We start from the raw sequence: 18765 nt of genomic DNA on the forward strand, positions 1-18765 counted from the left end.
AAACAGCTATGATAAGAACAAAAAAGCCCAGCGAACACCGGGCTTTTGAATTCTAGTCAATGCGCCAGCAGTCAGTTCGCGCGAACCATCGCCTCGCCTCGCGCGGCAAGCGCCGCCAGGTCGGCCGGTTTCAATTCGACCGATTCGCCGCAACCGCAAGCGGATGTCTGGTTCGGGTTGTTGAAGGTGAAGCCCGAGCGGAGCGTCGTGACTTCAAAATCCATTTGCGTGCCGAGCAGATAAAGAACGGCTTCGGGCGCAACCCAGACCTTCGCATCTTGATTTTCGACGAGATCGTCCTTGGTGTTGGGCTCGGTCACAAGATCGATCGCATATTCCATGCCGGCGCAGCCGCCCTTCTTGATGCTGACGCGAATGCCTTTGGCATCCCCTCCGGCATTCTCAACGATCGACCGCACACGGGCGGCGGCGGCGTCGGTCAGGCTCATTATGGCAAAGCCCATCAGCTTCATCTCCTTGACGTCGCCGGGTTAAAGGCCCGGCGCTTCTAGAATCTAATGTAATGCCGGCATGTTAACGGATCAATATCGCCGCGTCAGTACCAGCCAAGCGCGACCTGCGCTTCTTCCGACATGCGGTCCGGCGTCCACGGCGGATCGAACGTCATGGTGACCTCGACCCCGGAAACACCCTCGACGGCGCCGACGGCGTTCTCGACCCAGCCGGGCATCTCGCCGGCTACCGGGCAACCGGGTGCGGTCAGCGTCATGTCGATCTTCACCATTCGGTCGTCTTCGATATCGATCTTGTAGATTAGACCGAGTTCGAAGATATCGGCCGGAATTTCCGGATCGTAGACCGTCTTCAGCGCGGCAATGATGTCGTCGCTGAGGCGCGCCAATTCCTCAGCGGGAATGGCCGAGTGCACGATGCCTTCGCGGACATCGACTTTTTCTTGAGTTCCATCGAGACTCACATCGGCCTCCTTAGGCAAAAAACTTGCGCGCGTGTTCGAGCGCATCCGCCAGCACATCGATCTCAGCCCGGGTATTGTAAAGGCCGAAGGACGCACGGCATGTGGAGGTGACGCCGAACCGTTTCAAGAGCGGCTGGGCACAATGGGTCCCGGCCCTGACGGCAACGCCGGCGCGATCGATCACCATCGAAACGTCGTGCGAGTGTATGCCGGCGATCTCGAAGGAAAAGATGCTCCCCTTGCCCGGCGCGTCGCCAAAGACCCTCAGCGAGTTGACCGACGACAGACGCTCGCGCGCATAGCCGGTCAGATCCGCCTCGTGCGCCCGGATCGCCTCGCGTCCGATTTCTTCCATGTAGTCGAGCGCATAGCCGAGCCCAATCGCCTGAACGATCGGCGGCGTGCCAGCTTCAAAGCGGTGCGGCGGATCGTTGTAGGTGACGCGGTCCTCAGTCACTTCCTCGATCATCTCGCCGCCGCCCATGAACGGCCGCATCTCGCTGAGGCGCTCCGTCTTGCCGTAGAGCACGCCAATGCCCGACGGGCCGTAGAGCTTGTGGCCGGTCATCACGTACCAATCGCAATCGATGTCCTGGACATCGACCGGCATATGCACCGCGCCCTGGCTGCCATCAACCAGCATTGGAATGCCGCGCTCGCGCGCAATCCGGCAGATCTCCTTCACCGGCACGACCGTCCCGAGCGCATTCGACATATGGGTGATGGCGATGAGCTTCGTCTTTTCGGTCAGGCACTTGACGAAGTCTTCGATGTGAAACGCGCCATCGTCATCGATGGGCGCCCAGACGAGCTTCGCACCCTGACGTTCGCGAATGAAATGCCAGGGAACGATGTTCGAGTGGTGCTCCATGATCGAAAGCACGATCTCGTCGCCTTCGCCGAGCTTCGGCATGCCGTAACCATAGGCCACAGTGTTGATCGCCTCGGTCGAGGATTTCGTGAAGATGATGTTGTCCGCCGAAGGTGCGTTCAGAAACCGGCGAACTTTTTCACGCGCGCCTTCATAGGCCTCCGTCGCGGCATTCGAGAGGAAATGCAGCCCGCGATGGACATTGGCATATTCATTGGCATAGGCATGGGCCACGGCGTCGATGACGACTTGCGGCTTCTGTGCCGATGCGCCGTTGTCGAGATAGACAAGCGGCTTGCCATAGACCGTCCGCGAAAGGATCGGGAAATCCTTTCTGATCGTTTCGACGTCGTAGGCCGGCACCGGCACAGCATGTTCCATGTCTTTATCCAATCAGGCGTGTTTTTCGAGCCACGTCGAGATCACGCCCTCGAGCGCCTCGACCAGCGCCTCGTCATCTTCCAGTTCCTCGACGATCTCGGCGACGAAGGCATTGACGAGCATCGCCCGCGCCTTGTTTTCCGGAATGCCGCGGGCGAGCATGTAGAAGAGCTGCGTATGATCGATATCGATGACCGTTGCACCGTGACCGCACTGCACGTCGTCTGCAAAGATTTCGAGTTCCGGCTTCGCAGAGAAATCGGCGTCGTCGGACAAGAGCAACGTGTTGCACGACATTTTCGCGTCGGTCTTCTGCGCGTCCTGCGCGACCAGGATCTTGCCCTGGAACACGCCTTTCGCGCGGTCGAAAACGACGTTGCGGATGATCTCGCTAGAGGTCGTATGCGGCACGTCGTGGCTGAGCGTGAAGGTGACGTCCGTGTGGCTCTCGCCGCCAAGCAGGTTGATGCCGCGCAGCGTCAGATCGGCGCCCTCGCCTGTTGCGCTGCCGTGGAGTTCCTGGCGCACCAGTTTGCCGCCGGCATTGATGACGAAGAGGTGGAGCTTCGCATCTTTGCCGAGGTCGAAGCGGATCTGACCGAGATGGGTATCGGCCGGGCCCTGCTGCTGCAGGATGATCCAGATCACGTCGGCGCCTTCGGCAAGCGTCACGTCGCTGATGGAGGAAACGAAGCTCGCCTCCGCATTCGTCGACAGATGGCGTTCGATCACCGTTGCTTTGGAGCCGGCGCCGAAGGAAACGGGAAAGCGCGTATGCGCCTGGCCGTGGCTTTGCGCGACCTGGATCTCCAGCGGTGCCTCCAATTCGGCACCTTCGGCAATCGCGATTTCGAGGCCGCCCTGCACAAGCCCGCCATTGATGCGGCCGATCGCGTCGTCGAAGCCGAGCACCGCAAGGCCGGCCGCAGCCGAGCCGTCGAGCAGGCTGTCGGTATAGGAGCGCGCGGTCACGCCTTCGGGAACGCTCTTGAGATCAGCCTGGCCGTTGCGCACCGAAAGCACGGACGAGCCCGGAACTACGGGGTCGACCCGGTCGGCAAAGGCGGACGGATCGGCGGCAGGCACCGCGCGCAGCAATGTGCGCAGATCGGTGTAATGCCACGACTCCACGCGACGCGTCGGCAGGCCGGCGGTCCTCAGCTCGTGCACCAGCGTGTCTCGAAGCGACAGCACCGCGCCGTCACCCGGCAGATCGCCGATCTGCGCGGTGTAGGCATCGACGAGCGCCGTTTCGGCTGCCGTCATCTTGATAGCCTGTTGCATATTCATTCGCACACTCCTTCAACAGGCGTCAGGCTGCCGCCTCGATGATATCCGCATAGCCATTGGCTTCAAGTTCGTGCGCCAACGCCTTGTCGCCGGACTTGATCACCTGTCCCTTGTAGAGGACGTGGACCGTGTCGGGAACGATGTAGTTGAGCAGGCGCTGGTAATGGGTGATGACGACGACGGCGCGATCCGGCGAACGCAGCGCGTTGACACCATCGGCCACGACCTTGAGCGCATCGATGTCGAGGCCGGAATCGGTTTCGTCGAGAACGCACAGCTTGGGCTCGAGCAGCGCCATCTGCAGGATTTCCGCGCGCTTCTTTTCACCGCCGGAGAAGCCGACGTTCAGCGGACGCCGCAGCATTTCCGGTGCGATCTTGAGTTCGGCGGCAGCTTGCTTGACGCGGCGCATGAATTCCGGCGTCGTCAACTCATCCTCGCCGCGATATTTGCGCTGCTCGTTTATTGCCACTTTCAGGAACTGCATCGTGGCAACGCCCGGAATTTCGACCGGGTACTGGAAAGCGAGGAAGATGCCCTTGGCTGCACGTTCGGAAGCGCCGAGTTCCAAGATGCTCTCGCCATTATAAAGGATGTCGCCCTCGGTCACTTCGTAGTCTTCACGCCCCGAGAGGATGTAGGAGAGCGTCGACTTGCCGGAGCCGTTCGGGCCCATGATGGCAGCAACTTCGCCGGCCTTCACGGTCAGGTTCAGGCCACGGATGATCTCGGTGCCGTCTTCGGCGATGCGAGCGTGCAGGTTCTTGATTTCAAGCATGTGTTCGTCTCTCAATCCTGTCTTTCTCTTCCAAGGAGAAAGCGATCCAATGTCTCACTGCGAAACCAGTCGCTCAGCCAGATGATGCCGACCATTAAAGCGCTGGAGCAAATTGCTAATGGCTTGCCTAGTTCCATTCCCAGGAAAAGAGCAGCCAACCCAATGACGAGCCCGAGAGCGGCAATGAAGATCAGCAGAACCATAATCTTCGTTGCTATCGTCAACTCGGACGTTTGCGGCATTACCCGACGCTACCTTCCAGCGAGATGCCGATAAGCTTCTGCGCCTCGACGGCGAACTCCATCGGCAGTTCCTGGATGACCTCCTTAACGAAGCCGTTGACGATCAGCGCGATCGCCGCCTCTTCCGGAATGCCGCGCTGCAGGCAGTAGAACAACTGGTCCTCCGAAATCTTAGACGTCGTCGCCTCGTGTTCGAACTGCGCGGTCGAATTCTTCGCTTCGATGTAGGGCACCGTATGGGCACCGCACTTGTCGCCGATCAGGAGCGAGTCGCACTGGGTAAAGTTACGGGCGTTCTCCGCCTTGCGGTGGGCCGAGACCTGGCCGCGATAGGTGTTGTCCGAAACGCCAGCGGCGATACCCTTGGAGATGATGCGGCTCGACGTGTTCTTGCCGAGATGGATCATCTTCGTGCCCGAGTCGACCTGCTGGTGTCCGTTGGAAACGGCGATCGAGTAGAACTCACCGCGCGAACCATCGCCGCGCAGGATACAGGACGGGTATTTCCACGTGATCGCCGAACCGGTTTCGACCTGCGTCCAGGAAATCTTCGAGTTCTTGCCACGGCAATCGCCGCGCTTGGTAACGAAGTTGTAGACGCCGCCCTTGCCGTGCTTGTCGCCCGGGTACCAGTTCTGCACCGTCGAATACTTGATCTCGGCATCATCGAGCGCGATCAGTTCGACGACCGCGGCGTGAAGCTGGTTCTCGTCACGCTGCGGCGCCGTGCAACCTTCGAGATAGGAAACATAGGCGCCTTCGTCGGCGATGATCAGCGTGCGCTCGAACTGGCCCGTGTTCCGCTCGTTGATGCGGAAATAGGTCGAAAGCTCCATCGGGCATCGGACACCCTTCGGCACGTAGACGAAGGAACCATCGGTGAACACGGCGGAGTTCAGCGTCGCATAGAAGTTGTCCGTCTGCGGCACGACCGTACCGAGATATTTCCGCACCAGATCCGGATGCTCCCGCATCGCCTCCGAGATCGACATGAAGATCACGCCGGCCTTCTTCAGTTCCTCCTTGAAGGTGGTGACGACGGAGACGGAATCGAACACCGCATCAACAGCGATTTTCGATTTCTGCACGCCGGCCAGGACCTCCTGCTCCCTAAGTGGGATGCCGAGTTTCTCGTAAACCTTCAACAATTCCGGATCGACTTCGTCGAGCGACTTCGGCCCGCTCGTGCCTTTCGGCGCGGCATAGTAGTGGATTTCGTTGAAGTCGATCTTCGGATAGCGGACACGCGCCCAGCTCGGCTCTTCCATAGTCAGCCAACGGCGGTAGGCTTCAAGGCGCCACTCCAGCATCCAATCCGGCTCGTTCTTCTTGGCGGAAATCAAACGGATGATGTCCTCGGACAGGCCTTTCGGAGCCTTGTCCATCTCGATCTTCGTCTCGAAGCCGTATTTATACTGATCCACGTCGATCTGGCGGACCTGATCAATGGTTTCCTGCACAGCAGGCATGTCGCTCTCCAATCTCGCCGGATCCAAGGTCCGGCAGCTTGTCAATACGATGCAAAATCGTGCACCGCTTATGTAATGGCTAAAAGGCGGTTTTCACCCCGTTTGCCAAGCGGAAAATTGCTTTTCCGCAATTTCATTCAATCGTTTCCCAACTCATGCCGCCTGACCGGTCGAGCGGCGTCGCGCTGCCACTTTCGCGAACACCGCAGCGCAACGCTCGATCTCCGCTTGCGTTGTCGCCTCGCCGATGGAAATGCGCAGGCCGCCCTGGCGGGGATCATAGCCCATCGCCGTCAGCACATGGCTTTGTCCGACCTTGCCCGAGGAGCAGGCAGACCCCGCCGACAGGGCGACACCTTCGAGATCGAAGGCGATTTGACCGGTTTCCGCCTTCAAGCCCGGAAGGCTGAAGAAGGAAGTGTTGCCGATCCGCAAAACATCACGCCCGTGGATTACGACGTCGGGGGCCGAAGATTGCATTTCCGCTTCAAGACGATCGCGCATTGCGGCAATGGCGGCCATGCGCTCTTCTACGTTGCTTGCTGCGGCGCGTGCGGCCGCGGCAAAGCCGGCGAGTGCCGGCGCGTTCTCCGTACCCGAACGGTGCCCTTTCTCCTGTCCGCCGCCGCGGATCAGGGGTGACGGCATCATGATCTCGCCCCGCGCGATCAAAGCACCTGCGCCTTTCGGGCCACCGATCTTATGCGAGGAGACAATCAAGAAATCCGCACCGAGATCGTTAACCGACAGCCGCAAGCGCCCCGCCGCCTGCACCGCATCGACGACCAGCATGCCGCCATGGGCACGCACGATAGCAGCGACTTCGGCAATGGGCTGGACGATGCCGGTCTCGTTGTTGGCGAGCATGACGGCAACCATCGGCAATCCCGTCTGCCGATCATGAGCCGCAAGCAACTCTTCGAGAGCTACGCAATCCACCACGCCGGCGGGCGTCACCGCAATCTCGCAAACATCTTCGCGGGCGAAGCGCCCACCCTCGCGGATAGCCGGATGCTCGATTGCGGAGACATAAAGCTTACCGATTTTGAGCGGTGTGCGCCCCATGCGGAAATCCGGCGTCAGCACCATATTGGCCGCTTCGGTCGCGCCGCTGGTGAAGGTGACGGAGGCGGACTGCGCGCCGCAAAGCTTGGCGACGTCGCGCCGGGCGCTTTCGACCATTGCGCGGACCGCCCGCCCCTCGCCATGCACTGACGAAGGATTGCCGAAAAGGTCGAGCGCGGATAGAAACGCCTCGCGCGCTTCGGTCAGAAGCGGCGCCGTGGCGTTCCAGTCCATGTAAATGCGCGGTTCCGACATCGTTTCCTTCGCTAGAACAAATGGTCCAGCCCTTACTATCGGCGTTGTTGCATTTTCCTTGAATTTTCCGCGCCGCTTGCCTTATGAGACGAGCACATGGCGGAATGCCCGCGCCGAAGTTTTGAACGGTTCTAAAGTAGGTTTTAGAAAAGCTGACTGCTTTAGTCAAGACAGATCGGCACTGAAACCGTGATTTGAACCAGAAACATTCCCGGAGAGCCAATGCCCGAAATCATCTTCAACGGACCAGCCGGTCGCCTGGAAGGCCGCTACCAGCCTTCGAAGCAGAAGAGCGCACCGATTGCGATCATCCTGCATCCGCACCCGCAGTTCGGCGGTACGATGAACAACCAGATCGTTTACCAGCTCTTCTACATGTTCCAGAAGCGTGGTTTCACTACCTTGCGCTTCAACTTCAGGGGCATCGGGCGCAGCCAGGGCGAATTCGATCATGGCGCGGGCGAGCTTTCCGACGCAGCTTCCGCACTCGACTGGGTGCAGAGCCTGCATCCTGATTCGAAGAGCTGCTGGGTCGCCGGCTATTCCTTCGGCGCCTGGATCGGCATGCAGCTGCTGATGCGTCGTCCGGAGATCGAAGGATTCATGGCGGTGGCGCCACAGCCGAACATCTACGATTTCTCGTTTCTGGCGCCCTGCCCCTCGTCCGGGCTGATCATCAACGGCGATGCCGACAAGGTCGCGCCGGAGAAGGACGTAAACGGCCTCGTCGACAAGCTCAAGGCGCAGAAGGGCATTCTGATCACGCACAAGACCATTCCCGGCGCAAACCATTTCTTCAATGGCCAGGTCGAAACGCTGATGGCGGAATGCGAGGATTATCTCGACCGCCGCCTCAATGGCGAACTGGTGCCCGAGCCCGCGGCAAAGCGCATCCGCTGACGAACCGAGTCCGTTCCGATAATTCAGCCCGAAATCGAGATCGATCTTCGGGCCGACATGCATTCTTCACACATTGGCCGCACGACGGCCGGCTAAGGCCTTCCCACCAGATGGGGCATGACGCGCGCTGGCGGTTCTGCGCATTCCACCCGGTTTCTGCCAGCTGACTTGGCGGCGTAAAGCGCCTTGTCGGCCCGCTGTATCGCCGCCTCCAGTGATTCTCCCGACATAATCGCCGCGACGCCGAAGCTTGCCGTAACCGCAGTGGCTTCCGGCAGACCGTCGATCCGCATCGAAGTGATCGCCGCGCGCATCCCGTGCGCGAGCACACGCGCCTCGTCCAGTTCGACGCGCGGCAGAAACACGGCGAACTCTTCGCCACCGAGACGGCCGGCCACGGCCCGACTTGGCATCAGCTCGAGAAGGACGCGCGAAAACTGGCGGATCACCTCGTCGCCGACAGGATGGCCATAGGTGTCGTTGACCAGCTTGAAACGGTCGAGATCGGTGAGGATCAGCGTGCCGGGATCGCGCTGTCGCAGCAGAGGCGCCACGCGCTCTGCGAAGCCTCGGCGGTTGCAGAGATTGGAAAGCGCGTCGATTTCAGAACTGGCACGGGCCTCGTCGACGATATCCTTGACCATGACACCGAGCATCGCCACTCCCGTGCCGACGATCAGCATGGCGCCTATCGCCTGCGAGATCAGCGCGAACGGGCTGGCAAGGTAATCCGCCGCAGTCGTCCCGGATCCGGCGGCGATCGCGGCATAGATCTTGAAAATGAAATAGGCTGAGCTCAGCGCCAGAAGCCCAAACAGGATCCAATCCGCATAAGACCGGCGGCGCGACCGGATGATCGTCGAGGCGGACCACGCCTGAATGACGAAGAACGGCATTTGATAGAAGAAAGCGTGCTGCAGCGTTCCGCGCCGAAGGTCATAGATCGCGAGATCGACGATCACCGAGCCAACGAAGAAGGCAGCAAGCACAGGCAGACGCACCGGGACGCGATAGAAGAACCCGAGCCCCAGGCGAAGCAAGCTGAAGCCGGCAAGCACGCTTGCAAAGGCGCCGATGGCAAAGAGCCGCGGCACTGGCGTAAACGGCAGAACGGTCTCAAAGACGGCCGATAGCGAGGCGACGCCGAATCCGGCGGCACACCAGATCGCCGGCTGTCCAGCGCGGCTCTTCGCCGCGATAGTCAGAAAGGCCACAACGAAGATCTGGGCAATGATGAAGTTCACGGCCAGAAGCGAAATCGCACCACCCATCGACAGAATCCGAAAGTCCTCATTGCAGACCGATCGATCCGCAAAATCGCTCGTCGCGGAACGAGAGCAGATTAGCGATCGCGCACGAAAAAATGATTAAACGGCGCCGCTCGACGTCAAAGTCACGCTTCCTACGCTTCGGGCTTTGCTGCCAAGCGCCCGCCACTCACCGGATGGCTGACGCCCGTTGTCTGAGGATATGTCAAGGGCAGGCCGCGGAGCGATCTGACGGCGAGATAAGCCCAGGCTTCCGCTTCCATCGAATCGCCGTTCAGCCCTAGCGCTTCGGCCGCCAGCACCCGCGCGCCCGTCGCATCCGCCAGCGAGGCAAGATCCCGCATGATGACCGGATTGAGGCGGCCTCCGCCACAAGCGACGTAAGTCGCGGGCGCGGCCGGAAGATGCCGCGCAGACTGGATGATGGCTGCGGCCGTCACATGCGCCAGGGTGCGAGCACCATCCTCAAGGCTCGCCTCACTGCCCGAGGGGGGCGCAAAGTCGTTGCGGTCGAGCGAACGGCGTTTTTCAGCGGTAAAGAAGGGATGAGAAAGATACCGTTTGGCAAGCTCCGGCAAGACGGCGCCTTCGCTCGCTATCATCCCGCCCTGATCGTAGGGGATGCCGGCATGTGCCTCTACCCACTGGTCGATCAGGGTATTGCCGGGACCGCTGTCGTAGGCGATGACTCCGTCGCCGCCGATGAAGGTGAGATTGGAGATGCCGCCGATATTGACGAAGACGACAGGAGCGTCGATTTCCCCTCTTTCCGACAAGCCGCGCGCCAGCGCTGCATGATAGGCGGGAATGAGCGGCGCTCCCTGCCCGCCATGGATCATGTCGTTGGCCCGCATGTCATAGACCACGTCGATATGCGTTTCCCGTGTCAGTAGCGCGCCGTCACCAATCTGCACGGTCAAGGCATGGTCGGGGCGGTGCAGAACCGTTTGCCCATGAAAACCTATTACGTCAATCTTTTCCTCTAGCAGGTTGTTTTCACGTAAAAATGTCCTGACTGCGTCGGCATGTCGCTCAGTCAGATCGCGCTCAAGCTCTGCGAGCGTTCCGGGCCGCTCGTCCCGTTTGCCAATCGATCTGGCGTCGTCGAGCCCCTGCTTCAGCCGCTCTCGGAATCGCGCATCATAGGCGTACCCCGCCGACGGTCCGCGCAGGACAAGCGTCTCGCCATCGGTCTGCAGCAGCGCGACGTCGATACCGTCCATGCTCGTTCCGCTCATCAGCCCGATTGCCGTCCACACCCTGCCCATGCATTCCTCCGCACCGCTTGCTTCGCACGTTCATAACAAAAACACCGGCCAAGCAAAAAGGTGCACTTTCGACAAAACAATGATAAACGCCGCCCGCAGACGTCCTACCCAGCCGAAAGAGCCTGCTTATGTCTGAGTTCAAGTCCGATTTCCTCCATACCCTCAGCGAACGCGGTTTCATCCACCAGATTTCCGATGAAACCGGCCTCGACGATCTGCTGCGGAAGGAAACTGTAACTGCCTATGTCGGATATGATCCCACGGCATCGAGCTTGCATGTCGGACACCTTACTCAGATCATGCTCCTGCACTGGTTTCAGGCGACGGGCCATCGGCCGATCTCGCTGATGGGCGGTGGTACGGGCATGGTCGGAGACCCGTCTTTCAAGGACGAAGCGCGGCAACTGATGACAGTGGAGACGATTGAAAACAACATCGCTTCGATTAAGCGCGTTTTCGCCAACTACCTCGATTACGACAACGGTCCGAACCGGGCGTTGATGGTTAACAACGCTGAATGGCTGCGTTCGCTTAACTACCTCGAATTTCTGCGCGATGTCGGCCGCCACTTCTCGGTGAATCGTATGCTCTCCTTCGACAGCGTGAAGACGCGGCTCGATCGGGAGCACTCGCTGTCATTCCTCGAGTTCAACTACATGATCCTCCAAGCCTACGATTTCGTTGAGCTTAATAAGCGCTATGATTGCCGCCTTCAGATGGGTGGCTCTGACCAGTGGGGCAACATCGTCAACGGCATCGATCTCGGCCACAGAATGGGTACCCCGCAGCTTTACGCGCTTACTTCCCCGTTGCTCACGACATCCTCAGGCGCGAAGATGGGCAAGTCTGCTTCGGGTGCAGTATGGTTGAATGCGGAACTACTGTCCGTCTACGATTTCTGGCAGTACTGGCGAAACACCGAGGATGCCGACGTCATCCGCTTCATGAAACTCTTTACGAAATTGCCGATGACGGAAATCAACCGTCTCGCCGCCTTGGGTGGATCGGAGATCAACGAGGCGAAGAAAATCCTGGCAACTGAGGTGACTGCAATCCTTCACGGTCGAGATGCGGCTGAAAATGCTGCCGAAACCGCACGCAAGACCTTCGAGGAAGGCGCGCTTGCCGAGAATCTGCCGTCGGTCGAGATCCCTGCTCCCGAACTTGAATCGGGCCTCGGCCTGTTGACGCTCGTCGTGCGTGCCGGCCTTGCGGCTTCGAACGGCGAGGCTCGACGTCACGTGCAGGGCGGAGCCGTCAGGGTCAACGATGAGCAGATCAACGACGAACGTCGGGTCGTCGGAAGCGGCGACATCACCGCAGATGGCGTCATCAAGCTATCGCTCGGCAAGAAGAAGCACATTCTCGTGCGGCCGCTCTAAGCCAGCGAAGAGCAGAAAATATCTGCAGGCCGGTCCCAGTACCGGCCTTTTTTCATTGGAACTCGAAAATATTGCGGAAGACGCCGGGGGCTATGATCGACAGCGGGTTGATCGTCAGATTCGGCTGGTCGAACCGTCCCGTCAGCTTGAAGGTGATGCCGAGCAGGCCGCGATCGCGACCATTGCCGAGCAGGACGCCGATCAGCGGCAGTTCGCCGAAGAGTCGGTTCAGCCCATAGGCCGGCATGAATGTTCCCGTCATATCCATGCGGCCGTTGGCGTCGCGGACCGTGCCCTGGAAAGTCGCGCCGACGTCGACGCCACGCAGGACACCGTTATCCACCCGGATGGCACCCTGATCCAGAAGGAGTTGGGCGAAGCCGCGCTCGAACCGCGCCGTGCTCACGTCGATATCGCGTCGTACCGCCTGATTGAGGCTACGGCCATCCTGGCCCGCCGGTGTCGAGACCATCGATTGCAGCCTCTGCTCGCCTACAAGGGAGAACTTTCTGAAGTCCACGCTGCCGCGCCAGGAGTTAGCGCCGCGGTCGCGCAGGCGCAAGTTCAGGAGCCCGCCGCGCATATTGCGATAGATATCGACGAAGCGCGCGAAAGCGCCGGCGTCGCTCGTCGTCAGTTCGAGCGTGTTGTCGGCTCCCGCTTTGACCAGCCGGGCGACCACCGCCTGCCCGCTTACCGTAAGAGCCGAGAGATCGATGTCATCGATCTGTTGTCCGCGTTTCGAATAGACGAAGTTTACATTGGAGAGGACTTCACCGTTGAATCCGGTGACGCGGTCAAGCCGCGCATTGATCTTGATATTGCCGCTGTCACGGGAGCCGGATTCACTCTTGGCCCGGACCAGCGCCGGTCTGATATCCGCAGCGGCGCCGGTGAGCGCCACGGCGTAACCGCCCTTGCTCCGATCGACTGTTACCGCGAAATCGTCGCCACCTGCCAAGCGAACGCCGTTCAACTTGGCAGATGCCAGGCCAGCGTCGTCGACGCGCAGGTCGCCGCTAGCACCGAAGCCGTCGCCGGTAATCTGGAAATCGTTTATCTCCGTCAGCCTCTCGCTCGCCTTGACCGTGAACTCGGCCTTGGCGCTGATACCGGCACCCTTGCTCCAGCCGATCCACGGCAGCGACAGCGAGGCCCTGCCGAGGTCAGCCTTCACGACCTGGCTGCCGTCTTCGGCAAGCGAAACATCGACACCGACCGGCCCGCTGACGATGCCGGACAAGGCGGGTGCGATCTTTCGGCGCGCAGCGCCGTCAAGCGTTCCGGAGATTTCGCGCGTTCTCGTTACTTTCGATGTCGGGTCCACCGGTTCGGTCAAGGCGATCCGCATCTTTGCGCCGTCGATCAAGGCGTCCGCCTCAAGGCGGGCCCGGGCGTTATCGATCCTCATCGTCCCGGAAAGATTGGCGATCGAACGACCGGCGACAGGTCGATTGATCGAGACGTCCTGAAGCTGCATTTCCGCCTGCCATAGCGGTGGCGGCGGCTTCTGATCCGAGATGAGGCCAAATCGCGCGCCGACCAGGGCCGTCATCGGGCCGGTGAAATCTTCCGGTATGAAGGGCGTCTTCTGAAGCGCCTGGATCGGCTTATAGCGGACGAGCTCGGCTATGGCGTCGGCCTGGCCGCCGACCTCGATCTTCATTTCGGCCATCAGCGGCTTGCTGTAGACGTCCGGAATGATGAAGTCGCCGCCGTTCAGTCCCACGGAGCGGCCCGACGGGAAATACGCCGCACCCTTTCGAACATCGACGGACATGCGCTCGCCGCTCAGCGTGAAATGCCCGGATGTGTCGCGGAGTGGCGGAATCTCTCCGGTAATATTGATGCGTGTATCGTCGATGGCGAAGTTGATGTTGAGTTCGTGCTCGTTGAGCTTCAACTCGCCCTCGGTGTTGGCGATGCGCCCTTCCGGAATGGAAACCTCTATGCGCGCATCGCTCACCGTGCCGCCGAAGAGGTTGCCGATCGCCCATCGCCGGGCGCCCCTCGCAACCCACCAGGGCCACAACTGCTTGACGGCTGTCGAATGCATCCTGTCGCTGAGAGCGGCAAAACTGATCTGCGGCGATGTCTTGCCGAAAGCGACCGAAAGCGAGCTCGCCATGGAGCCGAGCGGGCTCGATATCGCCAGTTGGTCGAAAATCAGGCGGTGGGTGTCGGATTCAAATCGCCCGCTCGCCTTGGCGTCAAAGGTGAGCGGCGGCTCCTGCATGTCTTCGGGGTTGGAATTGGCGTTCGTCAGTAGAAGATCGACGGCGAAGCCCTTCTCGTCGGGGTTGGCAACCTTGTCGAGATCGATCAAGGCACCGGTGAAGGGAAAGGTCGAACGACCGATCTTGATCATCGATGGCAGTATTTCAACCGACGCGCGCTCGAAGTCATAGGAAGCGTCCAGCTTCGACGGGTTGAGAGCGGAAACCAGCCCCCCGGCATGGAAGGCCCCCTCGGAAGTCTTGACGCTCACTGTGAGCGCCGGCTTCCTCCCTTCCGCCCCGCGCGTGGCTTTCAGGTTGACGCCGGCGGCCGCCTCGATGCCGAAGGCCTCCTCGTTGCCGGACTTGCCATGGTAAAGGAACGGCGCGAGCGGCAAGGCGTCGAGCGCCGCCTCGATACCGGCGATGCGTTCCTCGTCGCCGAACGCCCGCGCCGCGAGATGCGCTTCGCTGCCGTCGAACGCGACGGTGCCCTCAACGCGTATGGAGCCGTCCGGATCGCGACTGAACGCCAGCTTTTTTATATCGACGGGAACGGCTCGTCCGCGCGTGCCGGTCACGGACAGGCTGAAATCCGAAAGCTCAACGGTCTGCGTCGCGCTTCTCGCGGTTAACCGCGACATCCCGTCGATATGCCCGAACAGTTTTTCGAGGGCGGCACCGACATCGGCGATTCGGATAGCGGTCAGATCGATCGGCTCGCCACGTGGCAACAAACCGGTGTCGAGTTCCCCTCCCTCCGCTTCGAGCCTCGACACCGCGATGCGTCCAGTCATCAGCGCAAAAGGATCGAGGGCGATCGAGACTGCACCGAGCCTGGCAACGGGGCGGCCGGAACCACCCTCGTTCAGGGTCACGCCGCGCGCCTTGAGCGCAAGCGCGCCGCCCGCCGTCACGCGGAGGACGGTGTCGTCGACATCGGCGCTGTAGTTCCCCCCGAGGGCGCCGTTGAGCGCCGCGCGCGCGCGGTCGTTCAGCGGCCTGTCGACAAAACCGCTCTCGATCACGGCGACGAGGAAGGCAACGATGAGGAAGCTAACGAGCAGGCAGCAGAGAAAAATCTTGCCGCAAAGGCGCAGCATACCGCCAGGCCGCGGTGCATGCACGATGACCGGATTATGAGCTTGCGCCGAGGGCAGCGCGTGCAGAGCGACGATGTCGTCCTTGCGAAAGCAAACCCTTTCGCCCCGGATATCACTCATCGGAGCGGGCGCCCCCCACCTGATTTTGGCATTGCATATTTCCCTGCGAGGCCTGCCGCGCGCAAAGGCCGAGCCTCTTCTCGCCCATGTAAATCACAATTCGCCGAACCAAGTCACCACGCTTTGTCGCTCATGCTGTGGAAAGCGCGACACGTCCGTTTGCATGCGACGGCGCTTTGACAGGGCCTTAGCCATAAAAGCCATCCGCCACCTGTCAAACCTAACACAAATCCGCTGGACGACCGTTGAGGATTTTCGTTATTGCCCTAGCCCCGCGCGCATGTTCGACTGAGGCGCCGGCACTCCAGATGGCTGGATGCGGAGCCACTTCACGCTTTTTCTCGCTTCGCTCTAGTCTCGGAATGTTCGCAAAACTTGGCGTAAGAAAGGTTTATTCATGGCACGATTGGGACCTGGCGATGTCGCCCCGGACTTCGAACTTCCTCGCGACGGCGGGGGTTCAATCTCGCTTGCCGCACTTCGCGGCAAACCGGTGGTGCTGTTCTTCTACCCCAAGGACGATACCAAGACCTGCACCGAGGAGGCCATCTCCTTTTCGGAGCTGGCCGATGAATTCGCCTCCGCCGGGATTGCTTTGGTCGGAGTATCGCCTGATTCGGCCAAGAGCCACGATCGCTTCACTAAGAAGCATAATCTGACGGTCGCTCTGGCGGCGGATGAGGAAAAGGCCGTCGTCAACGCCTACGGCGTCTGGGTCGAAAAGAGCATGTACGGCCGCGAATACATGGGCGTCGAGCGCACGACGTTTCTCATTGGGCGGGACGGCAAGATCGACCGGATATGGGAAAAAGTCAGAGTGGCGGGACATGCGAACGAAGTGCTGGCCGCAGCGAAAGCACTCTGAGAAGATCGGGGCGACGGGATGCTGTCGAACCTTACACGATTCCACAGTTTGCGCGGCGGTGCCGTCGAAGCGATCCGTGCGGCGGACCTCGCCGTCAAGACTGAGCTCGCGCAGGAGGCGGCTCGGCGGTGGCAGGCGCGTACGCTGTCGCTTCGGTCTCCGCTCGATCGGGCCGTCCCAGCGCGGCCGGGCCGGCCGGCAAAACCGCTGCTGATACCGCCGACGCAGGTCAAGCGGCGCTCGCTCGGTTCACTGAAAGGCCGCATCGCTCTCCTCCATGCGATCGCTCATATCGAATTGAACGCGGTCGATCTGGCTCTCGACATCGTCGCCCGCTTCGCTGCCGAGCCGGTACCCAATTCCTTCTTCGATGGGTGGATGCAGGTCGCCTTCGAGGAAGCCAAGCATTTTCGTATGGTGCGGCAACGGTTGAACGAACTCGGAGCGGATTACGGCGATCTCCCGGCCCATGACGGTCTCTGGCAGGCCGCTCACGATACGCGCAACGACCTGACGGCGCGCCTTGCCGTCGTCCCTCTCATTCTCGAGGCCCGCGGCCTTGACGTGACGCCGGCCTTGCAGGCGAAGATGCGGGAAACCGGCGATCATGAAAGTGCCGCCGTTCTGGACGTTATCTACGAAGACGAGAAAGGCCATGTCGCCGTCGGGGCGAAATGGTTCCGCTTTCTCTGCGCACGGCAGAAGAGAGATCCGGCCGCGACTTTCCAAGCGCTGGTGCGGGCGAATTTTCGCGGTCCGCTGAAGGCGCCCTTCAACGATATTGCCCGCGCAGAAGCCGGTCTGACGCCGTCCTTCTACCGATCGATGACGGCGTCCACCAACATCTGATGGCGCAAGCCACTCAACTCTTTCTTAACCCTAATAAAGTGTAATTGCCGTGGGGAAACGCGAGTGAGTTCGCATCTGGCAGGGGTGATGTGGTGTCTGTTCGTCCGGCAAACGGCGGCTTCGGAAAACGCAGGCAGAATCACGTTCTGATACTGGCGAGCGGCGACAAAGTCAGGCACATGACGGTTCGGCCCTGGATGGTGGCGCTCGGTGCGTCCGTCATAGGCGTCTTTGGCATCGGATATCTCGCCGCGACTACCTATCTCGTGCTCCGGGACGATCTCATCGGCGGCACGATCGCGCGCCAGGCGCGCATGCAGCACGAGTATGAGGACCGAATCACGGCACTTCGGGCGCTCGTGGACCGGGTGACCAGCCGGCAACTGCTGGATCAGCAGATCGTGGAAGAGAAGGTTGAAAAGCTGCTGCAGCAACAACTGGCGCTGTTCTCGCGGAGCGGCAAAGTCGGAGCGCTAGCCGAGGGTGGCGAGCTTGTAGAAGATGCGGGCCAAGCTGCGGCCGTGCGGGCTACGGAGCCGCTGGCCTATGGAAAAAGCGCCGCGGGTAACGGCGGTGCCGAGGCGATCGAAGAGATCATGGGCATCGGCGGGGAGACTTCCGAAGCACCGCCGCCTCTCGGTGCGCTCGGCTACGGCCCCGCTTTCACCGCGAAAGGCGACCAGGAACCCATTTCCGATCAGACCGACCGGATTTTTTCAAAGGTCACGCTGTCGCTGAAAGGCATAGAGCGCGAGCAGATGGCGCACGTTCTGCAACTGACGAGCAGCGCCTCCCGGACATCCGACGCCATCAGGACGATAGTCGAACAAACAGGCTTTACACTGCCCGCCCCCACGACCACAGAAGCTTCAAACGCCGCAAGCCCGGCTGACGAAACGGCGATCGGCGGTCCGTTCGTGGAGCCGCAGATTGAGGATCGGTTCGATCAGTCGCTTGCTGCGCTCGACAGCGCTCTTCTGGAACTGGAACAGACCCGTGATGCAGCCCGAAAGCTTCCCTTGGCAAATCCTGCGCCGGCAAGCGATATTACCAGCAACTTCGGCAACCGCCTGGATCCCTTTCTCGGGCGTTTGGCGCTTCACGCCGGCATCGATTTTCGCGCGGCGACCGGCACGCGCATTCGTTCGACCGCAGCCGGTACAGTCACCATGGCCGGACCGGCGGGCGGATACGGTAATATGATCGAGATCGACCACGGCAACGGCGTAGCGACGCGCTATGCTCACCTGGCCGTCATCCTCGTCAGTACCGGCGATCGCGTGACGGCGGACGAAGTCATCGGCAAGTCCGGAACTACCGGACGATCAACAGGCCCGCACCTGCATTACGAGATCCGCCTGAACGGCCAGGCTGTGGATCCGATGCGCTTTCTCCGAGCCGGCGTGAAGGTTGCCGGCTACATGAACTGACGACCGGAAATCGGCAGCCGCCTGCCTCTCTTATTGACAAGACGCATGACAGATTCGCATCTGTTCACCTTACCGC

Annotated in this window: 16 protein-coding genes; 5 read left to right on the forward strand and 11 right to left on the reverse strand. The window is 60.8% G+C overall.

The annotated features are described in order from the left end of the window. Positions 1 to 71: 71 nt before the first annotated feature. From sufA to PYH37_RS20640, 8 genes are all read right to left on the reverse strand, one after another. Positions 72 to 464, reverse strand: a complete 393-nt coding sequence (gene sufA, locus PYH37_RS20605) for a Fe-S cluster assembly scaffold SufA (RefSeq protein ID WP_280733258.1) — start codon at positions 462 to 464, stop codon at positions 72 to 74. A gap of 92 nt (positions 465 to 556) precedes the next feature. Then, on the reverse strand, positions 557 to 937 hold the full coding sequence (locus PYH37_RS20610) for an SUF system Fe-S cluster assembly protein (protein ID WP_280733259.1): 381 nt from the start codon (positions 935 to 937) through the stop codon (positions 557 to 559). A gap of 10 nt (positions 938 to 947) precedes the next feature. Then, positions 948 to 2189, reverse strand: coding sequence for a cysteine desulfurase (locus tag PYH37_RS20615; RefSeq protein ID WP_280733260.1), 1242 nt, complete (start codon positions 2187 to 2189; stop codon positions 948 to 950). A gap of 12 nt (positions 2190 to 2201) precedes the next feature. Next, positions 2202 to 3479, reverse strand: a complete 1278-nt coding sequence (gene sufD, locus PYH37_RS20620; RefSeq protein ID WP_280733261.1) for a Fe-S cluster assembly protein SufD — start codon at positions 3477 to 3479, stop codon at positions 2202 to 2204. A 22-nt stretch (positions 3480 to 3501) separates the two neighbouring features. Next, positions 3502 to 4257 (reverse strand): Fe-S cluster assembly ATPase SufC, encoded by a 756-nt coding sequence (gene sufC / locus PYH37_RS20625; RefSeq protein ID WP_280733262.1) that lies wholly within the window; start codon positions 4255 to 4257, stop codon positions 3502 to 3504. An 11-nt stretch (positions 4258 to 4268) separates the two neighbouring features. Beyond that, complete coding sequence (locus PYH37_RS20630) at positions 4269 to 4460, reverse strand: hypothetical protein (protein ID WP_280733263.1); 192 nt, start codon at positions 4458 to 4460, stop codon at positions 4269 to 4271. Between the two features lie 38 nt (positions 4461 to 4498). After that, on the reverse strand, positions 4499 to 5968 hold the full coding sequence (gene sufB, locus PYH37_RS20635) for a Fe-S cluster assembly protein SufB (protein ID WP_280733264.1): 1470 nt from the start codon (positions 5966 to 5968) through the stop codon (positions 4499 to 4501). Between the two features lie 153 nt (positions 5969 to 6121). Then, on the reverse strand, positions 6122 to 7288 hold the full coding sequence (locus PYH37_RS20640) for a cysteine desulfurase family protein (protein ID WP_280733265.1): 1167 nt from the start codon (positions 7286 to 7288) through the stop codon (positions 6122 to 6124). A gap of 222 nt (positions 7289 to 7510) precedes the next feature. On the opposite strand from PYH37_RS20640, the gene PYH37_RS20645 reads away from it, so the two are divergent. Further along, positions 7511 to 8188 (forward strand): alpha/beta hydrolase, encoded by a 678-nt coding sequence (locus PYH37_RS20645; protein ID WP_280733266.1) that lies wholly within the window; start codon positions 7511 to 7513, stop codon positions 8186 to 8188. Between the two features lie 92 nt (positions 8189 to 8280). Here the strand turns inward: PYH37_RS20645 and PYH37_RS20650 are convergent, their stop codons facing one another. Together PYH37_RS20650 and PYH37_RS20655 are read right to left on the reverse strand one after the other, a co-directional pair. After that, positions 8281 to 9459, reverse strand: coding sequence for a GGDEF domain-containing protein (locus tag PYH37_RS20650; RefSeq protein WP_280733267.1), 1179 nt, complete (start codon positions 9457 to 9459; stop codon positions 8281 to 8283). A gap of 131 nt (positions 9460 to 9590) precedes the next feature. Then, on the reverse strand, positions 9591 to 10724 hold the full coding sequence (locus tag PYH37_RS20655; RefSeq protein ID WP_280733268.1) for an anhydro-N-acetylmuramic acid kinase: 1134 nt from the start codon (positions 10722 to 10724) through the stop codon (positions 9591 to 9593). Between the two features lie 128 nt (positions 10725 to 10852). On the opposite strand from PYH37_RS20655, the gene tyrS reads away from it, so the two are divergent. After that, complete coding sequence (tyrS, locus tag PYH37_RS20660; protein WP_280733269.1) at positions 10853 to 12106, forward strand: tyrosine--tRNA ligase; 1254 nt, start codon at positions 10853 to 10855, stop codon at positions 12104 to 12106. Positions 12107 to 12158: 52 nt separating this feature from the next. Here the strand turns inward: tyrS and PYH37_RS20665 are convergent, their stop codons facing one another. Next, a complete protein-coding gene (locus tag PYH37_RS20665) occupies positions 12159 to 15545 on the reverse strand; it encodes a YhdP family protein (protein ID WP_280733270.1) in 3387 nt (1128 codons plus the stop codon). Between the two features lie 397 nt (positions 15546 to 15942). On the opposite strand from PYH37_RS20665, the gene PYH37_RS20670 reads away from it, so the two are divergent. The 3 genes from PYH37_RS20670 to PYH37_RS20680 all read left to right on the forward strand — a co-directional run bounded on the left by PYH37_RS20670 (position 15943) and on the right by PYH37_RS20680 (position 18689). After that, positions 15943 to 16410 carry a peroxiredoxin gene (locus PYH37_RS20670; protein ID WP_280733271.1) on the forward strand — a complete coding sequence of 156 codons (468 nt, stop codon included), beginning with the start codon at positions 15943 to 15945 and terminating at the stop codon, positions 16408 to 16410. 18 nt (positions 16411 to 16428) lie between these two features. Next, positions 16429 to 17259, forward strand: a complete 831-nt coding sequence (locus PYH37_RS20675; protein ID WP_425336107.1) for a ferritin-like domain-containing protein — start codon at positions 16429 to 16431, stop codon at positions 17257 to 17259. 92 nt (positions 17260 to 17351) lie between these two features. Further along, on the forward strand, positions 17352 to 18689 hold the full coding sequence (locus PYH37_RS20680; protein WP_280733272.1) for a M23 family metallopeptidase: 1338 nt from the start codon (positions 17352 to 17354) through the stop codon (positions 18687 to 18689). The last annotated feature ends 76 nt before the right edge of the window (positions 18690 to 18765 follow it).

It is taken from the genome of Sinorhizobium numidicum, assembly GCF_029892045.1.
GTDB classification, from domain to species: domain Bacteria; phylum Pseudomonadota; class Alphaproteobacteria; order Rhizobiales; family Rhizobiaceae; genus Sinorhizobium; species Sinorhizobium numidicum.

What these genes read in the sequence shown, in the direction of transcription:
- PYH37_RS20640 (WP_280733265.1), bottom strand. Translation starts at nt 7,288, where the DNA reads ATGTCGGAACCGCGCATTTACATGGACTGGAACGCCACGGCGCCGCTT.
- sufC (WP_280733262.1), bottom strand. Translation starts at nt 4,257, where the DNA reads ATGCTTGAAATCAAGAACCTGCACGCTCGCATCGCCGAAGACGGCACC.
- PYH37_RS20630 (WP_280733263.1), bottom strand. Translation starts at nt 4,460, where the DNA reads ATGGTTCTGCTGATCTTCATTGCCGCTCTCGGGCTCGTCATTGGGTTG.
- PYH37_RS20670 (WP_280733271.1), top strand. Translation starts at nt 15,943, where the DNA reads ATGGCACGATTGGGACCTGGCGATGTCGCCCCGGACTTCGAACTTCCT.
- sufA (WP_280733258.1), bottom strand. Translation starts at nt 464, where the DNA reads ATGGGCTTTGCCATAATGAGCCTGACCGACGCCGCCGCCGCCCGTGTG.
- PYH37_RS20675 (WP_425336107.1), top strand. Translation starts at nt 16,429, where the DNA reads ATGCTGTCGAACCTTACACGATTCCACAGTTTGCGCGGCGGTGCCGTC.
- PYH37_RS20665 (WP_280733270.1), bottom strand. Translation starts at nt 15,545, where the DNA reads ATGAGTGATATCCGGGGCGAAAGGGTTTGCTTTCGCAAGGACGACATC.
- PYH37_RS20645 (WP_280733266.1), top strand. Translation starts at nt 7,511, where the DNA reads ATGCCCGAAATCATCTTCAACGGACCAGCCGGTCGCCTGGAAGGCCGC.
- sufB (WP_280733264.1), bottom strand. Translation starts at nt 5,968, where the DNA reads ATGCCTGCTGTGCAGGAAACCATTGATCAGGTCCGCCAGATCGACGTG.
- PYH37_RS20615 (WP_280733260.1), bottom strand. Translation starts at nt 2,189, where the DNA reads ATGGAACATGCTGTGCCGGTGCCGGCCTACGACGTCGAAACGATCAGA.
- sufD (WP_280733261.1), bottom strand. Translation starts at nt 3,479, where the DNA reads ATGAATATGCAACAGGCTATCAAGATGACGGCAGCCGAAACGGCGCTC.
- tyrS (WP_280733269.1), top strand. Translation starts at nt 10,853, where the DNA reads ATGTCTGAGTTCAAGTCCGATTTCCTCCATACCCTCAGCGAACGCGGT.
- PYH37_RS20655 (WP_280733268.1), bottom strand. Translation starts at nt 10,724, where the DNA reads ATGGGCAGGGTGTGGACGGCAATCGGGCTGATGAGCGGAACGAGCATG.
- PYH37_RS20650 (WP_280733267.1), bottom strand. Translation starts at nt 9,459, where the DNA reads ATGGGTGGTGCGATTTCGCTTCTGGCCGTGAACTTCATCATTGCCCAG.